Origin of the sequence: Paenibacillus sp. 2RAB27 (assembly GCF_052115445.1) — a bacterium.
GTDB lineage: Bacteria > Bacillota > Bacilli > Paenibacillales > NBRC-103111 > Paenibacillus_E.
Window position 1 is genome coordinate 66,644 of sequence record NZ_JBFRGR010000019.1, and the last position, 11,991, is coordinate 78,634.

The 11,991-nt window shown below is 46.1% G+C and carries 15 protein-coding genes; 1 reads left to right on the plus strand and 14 read right to left on the minus strand.

Annotation, left to right across the window (positions count from 1 at the left end):
- Positions 1 to 3 precede the first annotated feature (3 nt).
- Positions 4 to 1,575, plus strand: a complete 1,572-nt coding sequence (locus AB4114_RS23020; RefSeq protein ID WP_441990537.1) for a YifB family Mg chelatase-like AAA ATPase — start codon at positions 4 to 6, stop codon at positions 1,573 to 1,575.
- 68 nt (positions 1,576 to 1,643) lie between these two features.
- On the opposite strand, the gene AB4114_RS23025 is transcribed toward AB4114_RS23020, so the two are convergent.
- From AB4114_RS23025 to ftsY, 14 genes are all read right to left on the minus strand, one after another.
- Entirely contained in the window at positions 1,644 to 2,021 is a 378-nt protein-coding gene (locus AB4114_RS23025; RefSeq protein ID WP_171635772.1) for a YraN family protein, read from the minus strand.
- Positions 2,018 to 2,338: an EscU/YscU/HrcU family type III secretion system export apparatus switch protein gene (locus AB4114_RS23030; protein WP_441990538.1), complete on the minus strand. Its 321-nt coding sequence runs from the start codon at positions 2,336 to 2,338 to the stop codon at positions 2,018 to 2,020. The genes AB4114_RS23025 and AB4114_RS23030 overlap by 4 nt, the downstream gene beginning before the upstream one ends.
- Positions 2,335 to 4,182, minus strand: a complete 1,848-nt coding sequence (locus AB4114_RS23035) for a hypothetical protein (protein ID WP_441990539.1) — start codon at positions 4,180 to 4,182, stop codon at positions 2,335 to 2,337. The genes AB4114_RS23030 and AB4114_RS23035 overlap by 4 nt, the downstream gene beginning before the upstream one ends.
- A gap of 65 nt (positions 4,183 to 4,247) precedes the next feature.
- The gene (locus AB4114_RS23040; protein WP_441990540.1) at positions 4,248 to 4,895 is read right to left on the minus strand and encodes a ribonuclease HII; all 648 of its coding nucleotides are present in this window, start codon (positions 4,893 to 4,895) and stop codon (positions 4,248 to 4,250) included.
- A gap of 137 nt (positions 4,896 to 5,032) precedes the next feature.
- Positions 5,033 to 5,896, minus strand: coding sequence for a ribosome biogenesis GTPase YlqF (ylqF, locus tag AB4114_RS23045; RefSeq protein WP_056624869.1), 864 nt, complete (start codon positions 5,894 to 5,896; stop codon positions 5,033 to 5,035).
- Positions 5,897 to 5,907: 11 nt separating this feature from the next.
- Positions 5,908 to 6,519 (minus strand): signal peptidase I, encoded by a 612-nt coding sequence (gene lepB / locus AB4114_RS23050; protein ID WP_441990541.1) that lies wholly within the window; start codon positions 6,517 to 6,519, stop codon positions 5,908 to 5,910.
- A 101-nt stretch (positions 6,520 to 6,620) separates the two neighbouring features.
- Positions 6,621 to 6,962: a 50S ribosomal protein L19 gene (gene rplS, locus AB4114_RS23055; protein WP_028558249.1), complete on the minus strand. Its 342-nt coding sequence runs from the start codon at positions 6,960 to 6,962 to the stop codon at positions 6,621 to 6,623.
- Positions 6,963 to 7,125: 163 nt separating this feature from the next.
- On the minus strand, positions 7,126 to 7,890 hold the full coding sequence (gene trmD, locus AB4114_RS23060) for a tRNA (guanosine(37)-N1)-methyltransferase TrmD (RefSeq protein WP_441990542.1): 765 nt from the start codon (positions 7,888 to 7,890) through the stop codon (positions 7,126 to 7,128).
- Complete coding sequence (gene rimM, locus AB4114_RS23065) at positions 7,887 to 8,402, minus strand: ribosome maturation factor RimM (protein WP_441990543.1); 516 nt, start codon at positions 8,400 to 8,402, stop codon at positions 7,887 to 7,889. The genes trmD and rimM overlap by 4 nt, the downstream gene beginning before the upstream one ends.
- 82 nt (positions 8,403 to 8,484) lie before the next feature.
- The gene (locus tag AB4114_RS23070) at positions 8,485 to 8,715 is read right to left on the minus strand and encodes a KH domain-containing protein (protein WP_028558246.1); all 231 of its coding nucleotides are present in this window, start codon (positions 8,713 to 8,715) and stop codon (positions 8,485 to 8,487) included.
- A gap of 152 nt (positions 8,716 to 8,867) precedes the next feature.
- The gene (rpsP, locus tag AB4114_RS23075; protein ID WP_028558245.1) at positions 8,868 to 9,140 is read right to left on the minus strand and encodes a 30S ribosomal protein S16; all 273 of its coding nucleotides are present in this window, start codon (positions 9,138 to 9,140) and stop codon (positions 8,868 to 8,870) included.
- 37 nt (positions 9,141 to 9,177) lie between these two features.
- Complete coding sequence (gene ffh, locus AB4114_RS23080; RefSeq protein WP_441990544.1) at positions 9,178 to 10,536, minus strand: signal recognition particle protein; 1,359 nt, start codon at positions 10,534 to 10,536, stop codon at positions 9,178 to 9,180.
- Between the two features lie 30 nt (positions 10,537 to 10,566).
- Positions 10,567 to 10,917: a putative DNA-binding protein gene (locus AB4114_RS23085; RefSeq protein ID WP_441990545.1), complete on the minus strand. Its 351-nt coding sequence runs from the start codon at positions 10,915 to 10,917 to the stop codon at positions 10,567 to 10,569.
- An 81-nt stretch (positions 10,918 to 10,998) separates the two neighbouring features.
- Positions 10,999 to 11,988, minus strand: coding sequence for a signal recognition particle-docking protein FtsY (ftsY, locus tag AB4114_RS23090; protein ID WP_441990546.1), 990 nt, complete (start codon positions 11,986 to 11,988; stop codon positions 10,999 to 11,001).
- Between the last annotated feature and the right edge of the window lie 3 nt (positions 11,989 to 11,991).

The following is an 11,991-nucleotide window of genomic DNA, read 5'->3' on the forward strand; positions in this document are numbered from 1 at the left end:
TTTATGTATGGCAAAGTGATGAGTGCTTGTTTACAAGGAATTGAGGGTCGAACGATTGAAGTTGAGGTGGATATTTCGAGCGGCTTACCTCAGATTAACCTAGTTGGACTTCCTGACTCAGCGATTCGTGAGTCCGTAGAACGCGTACGTTCATCGATCAAAAATTGTGGCTTCACCTTCCCTATGGACCGAATTACGGTAAATCTCGCTCCAGCTGACTTGCGCAAGGAGGGCTCGTCTTTCGATCTTGCGATTGCTGTTGGTATTCTCATTACGACAGGCCAAGTGCATGTTGAAGGCTTCGCTTCCACCTTATTTCTAGGAGAACTAGCGCTAGATGGTTCTCTACGTCCAATTCCTGGTGTCCTATCTATGGTCCATGCTGCCAAGAAAACAGGGATTAAGCGAGTTTGTCTATCAACTGCGAACGCGCAAGAAGCCGCTTTAATCGAAGGTGTTGAGGTTTGTGTCATTACGAATCTATCCGATTTCAAGAAATGGAACACACGTTCTCACACCGAATTAATTTACCAAACTTTTGAGCGTGAATCAGACGAACACTCTATCTCCGGCAATAGTTCCCTTGGTTATGTTGAAGATTATGCCGACGTTAATGGACAGCATCAGGTAAAGCGCGCCATGATGATCGCTGCCGCAGGCATGCACAATTTACTCCTCCTTGGTCCTCCAGGAACTGGGAAAACGATGCTTATCAAGCGTTTGCCTTCTATACTTCCACCTTTAACAGACCGAGAAGCACTCGAAGTTACGAAAATTTATAGCGCTTCTGGCAAGCTAACAGACCGTTCAACACTGATGCGTGCAAGATCGTTCCGCGCCCCACACCACTCCATCTCAGCTGCCGGTCTCGTCGGTGGTGGAACTATCCCCAAACCCGGCGAAGTGAGTTTATCTCATCGTGGTATTCTCTTCTTAGACGAGCTTCCGGAATTTACACGAAATGCCCTTGAGGTACTCAGGCAGCCCCTTGAAGATCGCTACGTCATGATTGCCAGAGCAAGAGCTGTGTACACATTCCCCTCGCATTTTATATTAGCCGCAGCTATGAACCCATGCCCGTGTGGCTATTATGGTGCTGAAACAGAAGCTAATGCTTGCATTTGCAGTCCCGCTAAAATCGTCCAATATCGCTCCAAAATTTCAGGTCCGCTTCTTGATCGAATTGATCTCCATGTTGAAGTTCCAAAACCCAGCTATGCCCAACTAAAAGATAATGCCTCTAATTTGTCGTCTAGTGAGATGCGAGCGAGAGTCATGCAGGCCCATTTGCGACAGCAGCAGCGTTATGCTGGAACAGATATTCAGCATAATAATGAGTTGAGCGGAAGATTAATGCGGGAAATTTGTCAATTAACTCCTGAGTGCGATCAGCTACTGCGGACTTCATTTGACGCATTAGGATTAAGTGCACGCGCGCATGATCGAATTTTACGGCTTGCCATCACGATTTCGGATCTAGACGGTTGTGATCGCATTCTCCCCGCTCATCTTGCAGAAGCCATTCAATATCGGAATTTAGATAAAAACCAACGCATCGATGAAATTGTTATCTAAGCTAAGGTATTTATATAGATACGTTGAATAAGAAAAGCCCTTTGACTTGTCATAAGGCTAAATGACTGTCAAAAGGCTTCTTGTATATGTATGATTTTCGGATCCGTGTTACTTTCTGACATTTCAACTGCAATAACATCGAATTGAATCGATTGCTCATATTTATGAAAGCGATGCATATAAAATTGTGCAATTTCACGAACCTTCGCCTGCTTGCGATAGTCCACCGATTCTTTGGCAGTACCGAATCGGTTAGACGGACGTCTTGTTCGCACTTCAATAAAAATGAGCTTATTCGACTTCTCTGCAATGATATCGATCTCGCCTGAACGACAGCGCCAATTCCTCTCAACAATCTGATACTCTTGCTCTAGAAGATAGTTGAACGCCAGTTCCTCACCTTGTTTTCCCAACATTTTGCGATCATCTTTATAAAATTTGTTCATCCATCTAGGCCTCGCGAAGGTTTCATACGCTGGTCGGATCGGTAAATAAAACTTAGTACTTCAGCTACTAATTGATACAGCTCTGGCGGTATTTCTTGATCCAAATCAAGTTTGGATAGCACTTCAACTAACGATTTATCCTCTTGAATCGGAATACCGCTTTCCTTGGCCTTTTGCAAAATCGCTTCAGCCATATGCCCTTTCCCTTTGGCAATGAGGGTTGGGGCTTTCTGTGCCTCTGGTGAATAACGGAGCGCTACTGCCTTTTTGATCGGGGTAAGCTGTGATTCCTCGGGCGTTTTATTGGGAGGACTCATGCGCGAACATCAACCCCTTTATACGTTCTCGGGCGATAATGCTCACTTAAATCTACGCGACCATCCAAAGACCCTATTTTAGTTGCCTCTTCCTTACCTTCTTGAATGTCAGGAGGTTTAGGGTATGGCGAACATTTTAATGAAATAAACTGATAACCCACACTATTCATGGCGGTGGCAATCTCATCTTTGGATGACTCCATCAAACCAGCTAGTGCCGGATGATCATTGTGAATATTCAACGAGACAATTTTGTTCACGACTTGAACATCGAGTAGTGTGTTGCCCATTACCTTCATCTGAAGATCAAACAAAAGACGACAGTTACTAGCATCTAGCTCGCCACGACTTCCTTTACGGGATTGAATATGAATAGCTGCTGTTTGTTGACCTGTGTTGTCCAGGAAGGGCACGAACATAGTCATTTGCGTAAACATGGCATTCTTGTCATTCGTCAGCATAAGCTGCTGCCCCGTTATTTGACTGACCGCTTGCTGTGCCGCTTCTTTCAGTGGCGCAGGTGTATCGTCAGATGCAGTAAGTTGAAGTAATAGGCTTTTCAGGGTTTCTGTGGCTGGCTTCGCAGAATCCCCTTGCTGATCTGCGCCGTTGCTGCTAAAAAGCGAAAAGGTATTCTCTGTCGCTTGTTGGCGCACAGGCATAGGATTGCCGCGCTCGTCCAGCTTGGCGGCGACATGCGATTCATGCTCAATGCCAACAGCTTTGAGCATTTTGCTGATCCAGTTGGTCTCTGGATCAGCATTGGGCGCCTCTCGAGGCGCACTAACCTGCGCCTCTTTAGGGGCAAGCCCGCCCTCCTGCTTCGCAGGCGGGGCTTCAGGCAAGGGCTTCGGCGAACCCGCTTGCAGCGGTTCGCCCTGCCGTACAGGCTCAGCGCTGCGCGCCTGAGCCATGTGCCCGTCGGCCGCTGGCTTCGCCGAAGCGGCCACTCCTGCCGCGCCAGCTGCTGGCGGCGCGGGAGGGGCTTCGCCCGCTGCTGGTGCGGCGGGCGGGGCTGCACCTGCAGCGGCCGCCGTAGGCTCGCTGCCACGCGGCGCAGCCGCGGTAGTGCCACCAGCCTGCGGAGCAGCTGGTGCGGCGCCCGTGGCCTGCGATTGCGCAGCCGCAGGCTCGTCCGCGACGGAGGCTGGCGCAGCCGTCTCCGCAGGTCTTACAGCTGCGGCGGTAGCACGCAGCTCCTTGAGCAGCGACACAACCTGCTTGGCGGTATCCGCCGCAGGGTGTGTCGGGTCTTGCTCAAGCAGCGCGTTCGCCTGCTGCTCTAGCTTCTCTAACACCTGACCCGCCGGCGGGCCGGTCGTCACTTGCTTTAAAGCATCCACTGTCGCAGGTGTGAGCGGCAACCCCCTCTTCGAGGCTAATACAGCCGCTTGCAGCCACTCTTCCTTATTAACTCCCTGTGGCATCTCTCGCATCACATTCTCAAATGCCTTCACATTTTCCTTGGACACGGGAATGCCTTCTTGCTGTATCTGCTGCACCATTTGACGATTACCAGCCGAACCCTTTACCTCAAAAGCCTTCAAAAGTTCACCGAGCGAGTCATCCGCGATCTGCACGTCGGAGGCAACAAGCGGCTTCAAAATAATTTGACCGCCCTTAGATTCTGGCTGCACTTGCAGCATGGTAACATCCCCTTGCTTAAGAGGGGTTTCCAGCTTTGCACGAACTTGCGTGCCACCTATATTCACTAGCGCTTCTTGATCACTCAGGAGTTGAAGCACTACACCTTTGACAATTTGCCCTACCTTTAATTCGAGCGTCTTCGGATCAGCTGCCGTTAAATCCCCGACTAAGTTGCGAATTAATCCACTAATATTCATACAGCTCACCTCAAATCTGATTACACGTATGTATAATATCGGCGTCTGATGCCATTTTCGTTACATTAAATAAGATCGAATAAGAGCTGTTCGTTTTGCATTTCGTTCTCTTGCGCTTCAAGCTGAGCCATAATTTTACGAATAAATAATTTTCTATGTAGCGGCGTAGGCCCATATCTCAAGAGCATCTCTCGATGGTGTTTGGTCGCATAACCTTTATGTACAGCTATTCCGAATTCTGGATACTGCTCGTCCCATTCTAGACACATTCGATCTCTCGTTACTTTGGCGATGATGGAAGCTGCAGCGATGGATTGACTTAACGCATCCCCATGAATGATGGCTGATTGAGGAAGATCTATGTCCACATTTTCAGCATCAACAAGTAAATAATCCGGTACTTGATCTAGTTTCTCTATCGCTTGCTTCATAGCTAATCTTGATGCTTGTTTGATATTAATTGCTTCTATATCTTCCACATTGACAATACCAATACCAACCGATATCGCCTCATTCATTATTTGATCGAACAGCAGTTCGCGCTTCTTCTCCGATAGCTTTTTGGAATCATTTACTCCTTCAAGCACATGCCCCCTCGGAAGAATAACCGCAGCAGCCACAACATCCCCAAATAGGCATCCGCGACCAACCTCATCAATACCTGCTATCGCTGTGAAACCTTGCTGCCATATGTCTTTTTCATGTTCTAGCACTATCTCGGCCCCTTTCCCATGCCTTCATTATATAGGATCGTCACTTCGTCAAGCCACACCCATTTTTTTCAACTTTATCTCCACAAAAAAAAGAAAAACCCAAGGCTCAGCCCCAGGTTCTTCCTGATTCATCATCATTAAAATGGTCGTTCCAACGAAATACGGCCCATTTTCCCAGCTCTCAGATCACGAATAATAATGAGGGAAGCTTTGTCCAAATCGACTTTCCCACCGCTCACAATAGCGCCGCGCTTACGCCCAATCGCTTCCATGACCTTCACCATTTCTTGAATGTTATCCATATCTTCCGGTAGTTCCTGAACACCAAAGCGTTCCTGGATACCAGCACCATAATGCTGAACCATATATTTAATGGTAAACAAAGCTACGTCATCTAAATGCAGAAGCTCTTCCTTGATGGCCCCAGTTGCAGCCAAACGCATGCCAACCATCTGATCTTCAAATTTAGGCCACAAAATCCCCGGTGTATCCAGCAGATCCATCTCGGTGCCAACCTTGATCCATTGTTGACCTTTGGTCACACCTGGCTTATCACCAGTCGCAGCAATCTTCTTGCCTGCCAACTGATTAATAAGTGTGGACTTACCAACATTCGGGATTCCAACAATGAGCGCTCTAATCGCACGGGGATTAATCCCTTTACGCAGCATCGTCTCAATTTTATGAGCCCAAAGTTGCTTGACGCGAGGCAGAATCTCTTTGACATGCGTTCCGTTCGCAGCGTCAATTGGCAAGGCGGGTAAGCCTTGATCTGCAAAATATTTCACCCATTCTGCCGTCACTTGCGGATCAGCCAGATCGTTCTTGTTGAGCAATACGAGACGTGGCTTGCCTTTTAAAATCTCATCAACCATCGGGTTCCGGCTGGAAAGCGGGATTCGGGCATCCAAGAGCTCAATCACGACGTCAATCAGTTTAAGCTTTTCCTCGATCTGTCTGCGAGCCTTGGTCATGTGACCGGGAAACCATTGAATGGTCATTTCTCTTCACCTCAAAAATGTATGAAACTAATTTTCTTCACCGGCCAGAAAATTACTTCTGCACGGCCTACGATTTTATTGTATGGCACAAAGCCAACACTTTTCGTACGACTATCTTTGGAATTCGGACGATTATCACCCATAGCAAAAATTTCGCCTTCTGGCACTTTCGTTTCCGGGAAATCCAGTAATGTGTTGTACGGATGGCCTTCTTTAACCGCTTGATCAATGGCAGCTTGGATAAAAGGTTGGGCTAATTCTTCACCGTTTATGTACACCTTGTCCCCAACTACCTTCACGGTTTCTCCAGGTAGAGCGATGACACGCTTAATATAATCTTTACCTTCAGGTGCGTGGAAAACGATGACTTCGCCGCGCTTCGGATCACGAATATCGTACACGATTTTATTGACAATCAATCGCTCGCCTGTGAAGAAATTCGGATGCATCGAATCTCCATCAACAATAAATGGGGAGAAGAGAAACCAACGAATAATAATAACAAGTACTCCTGCTATTACTAGCGCCTTAATCCATTCCCACGTTTCACTTTTTGTTTGCCCGGTCTTTGCTGGAGTAGCACTGATCGGCTGATTAGGTTGCATTTGATCGTTATTTTCCATCACTGACGGCCTCTCTTCCAGTTTTGGTATGATCTCTATTATGTCCTATTATGTACAGAAAAAATGAAAAGGAGACTTGACTGAACAAGCCCCCCATTTTACTATCGAATTTCTTTAATTCTTGCTGCTTTACCACGAAGACCACGCAGATAATAAAGTTTCGCACGACGAACTTTACCACGGCGAGCCACTTCAATCTTGTCAATCTTCGGAGAATGGAATGGGAAAGTTCTTTCCACACCCACACCGTAAGAAATTTTACGAACTGTAAACGTTTCGCTGATTCCACCGCCGTGGCGTTTAATAACAACACCTTCGAACAGCTGAATACGCTCACGTGTACCCTCGATAACTTTTACGTGTACTTTAAGTGTGTCTCCTGGACGGAAATTAGGAATATCCGTACGGAGTTGCTCTTTCGTAATCTCTTGAATAAGATTCATAGTTGACTCCCTCCTTCCACACAGGTGTTCATTCCGCTAATAGTTAGTAAAATCTAAGTTGTTATGCGTAGAGGACCACCAGACTCGAACTGTTGAAAAAATCACAACAGAATATATAATATCATAGTCCCAAGATTAATTCAATAGAGAAGATTCTGAGGACCTATCTATTGGATTCTTGTTTTTGCTTTTTCCATTCAGACACCCATAACTTTTCCTCTTTGGACAATATTCTGCCCTCAAGCAAATCAGGCCGGCGCTCTAAGGTCCGAATGAGTGACTCTTTGTTTCGCCATTTTTTCACATTGGCATGGTGACCAGACAAAAGCATCTCAGGGACTTCCCAATCTCTGAACTTGGCAGGACGTGTATAATGAGGATACTCCAGAAGTCCCGTTGAGAAAGAATCCGTTACCGCCGACATCTCGTTCCCGAGCACCCCAGGTAGAAGTCTCACTACACTGTCTATAATGACCATAGCGGGTATTTCACCGCCGGTTAGTACATAATCACCTACCGATAGCTCGTCCGTCACCAGGTACTGCCTAATCCTTTCATCATAACCCTCATAGTGACCGCAAATAAACACAAGATGCTCTTCACCAGCCAACTCTTCCGCTTTCTTCTGGGTAAAGGTCTCCCCCTGGGGGCATAACAGGATGACCCGCGGTTTTACAGCTGCTCCATCAGCTGTTTGATGCGTTGGCAAATCTTCGACGGCACCAAAAATCGGTTCTGGCTTCAGCACCATGCCCCCACCGCCGCCATAAGGGTAATCGTCAACGGTATTATGCTTGTTCGTGGAATAATCCCGAAAATTAACCGTGCTCAGGGAAACGATCCCTTTATCACGCGCTTTCCCTAAAATACTGGAGGAGAATACACCCTCAAACATTTCTGGGAATAAGGTTAAGACATCAACTCTCATTCCAATAACCCTTCCATCAAATGAATCCGAATTGTTTTGTTCGGAATATCCACTTTTAGAATGACATCATCAATCACGGGAAGTAATAGCTGCTTACCTTTTGGTAAAGAAACCACCCAGACATCATTAGCTCCTGGCGTTAGTATTTCAGAGATCAGTCCCAGCTCTTGCTCATCTTCTGTGATGACTTTACAGCCGATGATTTCGTGATAATAATACTCTCCCTCTTCCAGCGGCTTTTGATCCTTAGCCTCAATCTTAAGCAGAGAGCCTTTAAATTTCTCAACATCATTAATATTCGAGAATTGACTGAACAAGACAATAAATACGTTTTTATGTAAGCGGGACGTTTTCACCGTCACCGGCGTTTGCTTATTTTGAGAGTCTACAATGATCAATGAATTTCCCACATCGAACCGTTCTGGAAAGTCTGTTTCAGGCACGATTTTTAGTTCTCCACGAATCCCGTGGCTATTTACGACTTTACCAACTGTCACTAATTTCTCCGTCATATGCGCTTGCCCAACCTCCACATTAAATTACCTTCTTTTCATATGCGAAAAAAGGCTAGGAATTGAATCCTAACCTCATTTCTTATGAAACGATTTCAACGGCTACCCGCTTCGTTTCTTTCACAGCTGCCGACGTGACAACCGTACGGAGCGATTTCGCAATCTTGCCTTGCTTGCCAATCACTTTACCGACATCGTCGGGATGAACAGAAAGCCTGTACTCGATCTTGTCCTCTTTCTCCACCACAGCGACACGTACCTCTTCCGGATGATCGACAAGAGCCTTAGCAATAACGGTGATAAGATCCTTCATGAACCCACCCTCCGAAAGATAACAGATATGCTGCCGCATGCTGCGGCACCATCAGTTGATGAACTGTCGAAGAAGACCCTCAAATTGGTTGCACCAATTTCGAGGCTTCCATAACAATGTCCTTGGTTAGGACATCGTTATTTCAGGACAGATTACTTCTGTAATTTCAGCTCGTGAAACTTAGTCATCAAACCTGCTTTTGAGAACAGGCTGCGAACTGTATCGGACGGTTGAGCGCCAGTTTGAAGCCATTTAAGCGCTTTTTCCTCATCAAGAACCACAGCTGCTGGTTCAGCAATTGGATTATAAGTACCGATTTCTTCGATAAAACGACCATCACGCGGGGAACGGGAATCCGAAACCACGACACGGTAGAAAGGAGCTTTATGAGCGCCTACACGTTTAAGACGAATACGTACTGCCATTGAAAAATCACCTCCTACTTAGAATAAACACCATTATTTAAAAGGGAAATTTGAATCCCTTGCCTAACTTCTTCATGCCTTTGGCACCTTTCGGCCCCATCATGCCCGAGAATTGCTTCATCATCTTACGCATATCATCGAATTGCTTGATGAAACGATTGACTTCCTGCACCGTATTCCCGCTCCCTGCTGCAATCCGCTTACGGCGATTTGCATTCAACAGCTCAGGCTTACGCTTTTCTTCGGTTGTCATGGACTTCACAATAGCTTCAACACGAGCCATCTGTTTCTCGTCAACCTTCATATCTTTCATGCCTTTTATCTTGTTCGCACCAGGCAGCATGTCAAGAATTTGGTCAAGTGGCCCCATTTTCTTCACTTGTTCCATCTGCTCAATGAAGTCCTCGAAGGTGAATTCGGCGTTGCGCATTTTGCGCTCCATCTCTTTCGCTTTATCCATATCGATACCAGCTTGCGCCTTCTCAATTAAGGAGAGCATATCGCCCATACCGAGAATTCTTGATGCCATACGGTCAGGATAAAATGGCTCTAAAGCATCCATTTTCTCGCCGCTGGCTACGAACTTGATCGAACATCCTGTTACCGCTTTGACGGATAACGCAGCACCACCGCGCGTATCTCCATCTAGCTTGGTTAACACAACACCGGATAATTCAAGCTGTTGATGGAAGCTTTCTGCAACGTTGACAGCATCTTGCCCTGTCATTGCATCGACAACTAGCAAAATCTCATCTGGGCTCGTAGCTTCACGTACATTCTTGAGCTCGTCCATGAGGTTTTCATCAATGTGCAAGCGACCTGCTGTATCGATAATCACATAGTCATTACCGTTATCCTTCGCATGTTGTAGTCCCGCTTTGGCAATCTCAACAGGGTTCACTTTATCACCTAATGAGAAAACCGGAACTTTCAGTTGTTCACCCAGCACTTCCAACTGCTTAATCGCCGCGGGACGATAAATGTCACACGCAACAAGAAGCGGTCTGTGATTCTGTTTCAACAACATTTTAGCCAATTTACCTGAGGTCGTTGTTTTACCAGCCCCTTGCAAACCAGCCATCATAATAACCGTCGGCGGTCGATTCGAACGCGCTAGCTTACTTTGTGTCCCACCCATAAGGGCTGTAAGCTCTTTGTTCACGATATCGATAACCACCATGCCAGGCGTGAAAGATTTCAGAACTTCTTGTCCGATCGCTTGCTCTTTCACCTTCGCAATAAAGTCTTTCACAACTTTAAAGTTAACGTCCGCTTCAAGCAGTGCCAATCGTACCTCGCGAAGCGCTTCGCCTACATCTTCTTCCGTCAGCTTACCTTTGCTTCTCAGCTTGCCGAACACATTCTGCAATCGGTTTGCTAATCCTTCAAATGCCATGCGCTTCACCTCCTGCTTCTAACTAAGGTTTCAATCCATCCCTACTATTGTATCAAAAAGCTCTGTCACTTTCCTCTTTAGCTCAGGATCACAATCCTTCAATCCAGTAACTAAATCTTGACGCAGCTTCATACGTTGTTCGTGTTTATGTAACAGCTTTAACTTACTCTCATATTCCTGCAGTGTCAATTCCGCACGTTTGATATGCTCATAGACCGCTTGGCGGCTGATCGTGAAGTTCTCAGCAATCTCCCCGAGGGAGTAATCATCATGGAAGTACAGTTCAAGAAATGTTCGCTGTTTATCGGTCAACAATGCTTCATAGAAATCAAACAGCAGGTTAATGCGATTCGTTTTCTCCAACATGGGATCGACAGTCATATTCTACCTCCGTAAAGGTTGCACACTTGACACCAGCACAACAGAACCTATCATACTGAATTCCAAGATGATTGTCAAGCATTATACCTTGTCAGTATTTTCACCTATCCATTTACCAAAAAGCGCATGCACAAACTGCTCGGAATCGAACGCTTGGAGATCATCCATTTTCTCACCCAGGCCAACAAATTTAACCGGTAGAGAGAGTTCTTGACGGATAGCCACAACGATTCCGCCTTTCGCCGTTCCATCTAATTTGGACAAAACCAAACCCGTCAATCCTGTTTTATCACCGAATAGCTTAGCTTGGCTAAGTGCATTTTGACCAGTCGTTGCATCCAGAACTAGAATAACTTCATGGGGTGCATCAGGAACTTCGCGTTGGATCACACGATAAATCTTGTTAAGCTCCTCCATCAAATTCACTTTGTTCTGCAAACGCCCCGCCGTATCGCACAAAAGAATGTCTACATCGCGTGTTTTGGCAGCCTGTACAGCATCATACATAACCGCGGCAGGATCTGCGCCAGATTGTTGCTTAATGACATCAACACCAACGCGCTCGCCCCAAGTTTCAAGCTGCTCAATGGCGCCAGCACGGAATGTATCACCAGCGGCCATCAACACTTTCTTCCCTTGCGATTTGAACATGTGAGCCATTTTGCCAATTGTCGTCGTCTTACCTACACCATTAACGCCAACGAAAAGGATTACTGTTAAGCCATTAGGATTGATGTTAAGTCCAGCATCTGCATCCCCTTTTAGCAACTCAATCAGTTTTTCTGAAAGGATCGGTTGAAGTTCCGCTGGATCTTCAATTTTACGTTTTTTAACCTCAGCACGAAGCTCATCAATCAACTTCAGAACCGTATTCACGCCAACGTCTGCGCCAATTAGAATTTCTTCCAGTTCTTCATAGAAATCTTCATCAATCTTCTTACGTCGGCTAAATAAATCATCGACACGGTTCACGAATGCATCACGTGTTTTCGTTAAACCTTCCTTAAATTTATTGGTTACCGCCTCAGCCTTACCCGAAATACTTTCTTTCAATCGTTTAAAAAAACTCATAGT

Bases quoted from the DNA above. Each gene is read 5' to 3' on its own strand.
- rplS (WP_028558249.1), bottom strand. From the start codon at position 6,962: ATGAATCTTATTCAAGAGATTACGAAAGAGCAACTCCGTACGGATATT.
- AB4114_RS23030 (WP_441990538.1), bottom strand. From the start codon at position 2,338: ATGAGTCCTCCCAATAAAACGCCCGAGGAATCACAGCTTACCCCGATC.
- ftsY (WP_441990546.1), bottom strand. From the start codon at position 11,988: ATGAGTTTTTTTAAACGATTGAAAGAAAGTATTTCGGGTAAGGCTGAG.
- AB4114_RS23085 (WP_441990545.1), bottom strand. From the start codon at position 10,917: ATGACTGTCGATCCCATGTTGGAGAAAACGAATCGCATTAACCTGCTG.
- AB4114_RS23035 (WP_441990539.1), bottom strand. From the start codon at position 4,182: ATGAATATTAGTGGATTAATTCGCAACTTAGTCGGGGATTTAACGGCA.
- ffh (WP_441990544.1), bottom strand. From the start codon at position 10,536: ATGGCATTTGAAGGATTAGCAAACCGATTGCAGAATGTGTTCGGCAAG.
- AB4114_RS23070 (WP_028558246.1), bottom strand. From the start codon at position 8,715: ATGAAGGATCTTATCACCGTTATTGCTAAGGCTCTTGTCGATCATCCG.
- trmD (WP_441990542.1), bottom strand. From the start codon at position 7,890: ATGAGAGTTGATGTCTTAACCTTATTCCCAGAAATGTTTGAGGGTGTA.
- rimM (WP_441990543.1), bottom strand. From the start codon at position 8,402: ATGACGGAGAAATTAGTGACAGTTGGTAAAGTCGTAAATAGCCACGGG.
- AB4114_RS23025 (WP_171635772.1), bottom strand. From the start codon at position 2,021: ATGAACAAATTTTATAAAGATGATCGCAAAATGTTGGGAAAACAAGGT.
- rpsP (WP_028558245.1), bottom strand. From the start codon at position 9,140: ATGGCAGTACGTATTCGTCTTAAACGTGTAGGCGCTCATAAAGCTCCT.
- ylqF (WP_056624869.1), bottom strand. From the start codon at position 5,896: ATGACCATTCAATGGTTTCCCGGTCACATGACCAAGGCTCGCAGACAG.
- lepB (WP_441990541.1), bottom strand. From the start codon at position 6,519: ATGGAAAATAACGATCAAATGCAACCTAATCAGCCGATCAGTGCTACT.
- AB4114_RS23020 (WP_441990537.1), top strand. From the start codon at position 4: ATGTATGGCAAAGTGATGAGTGCTTGTTTACAAGGAATTGAGGGTCGA.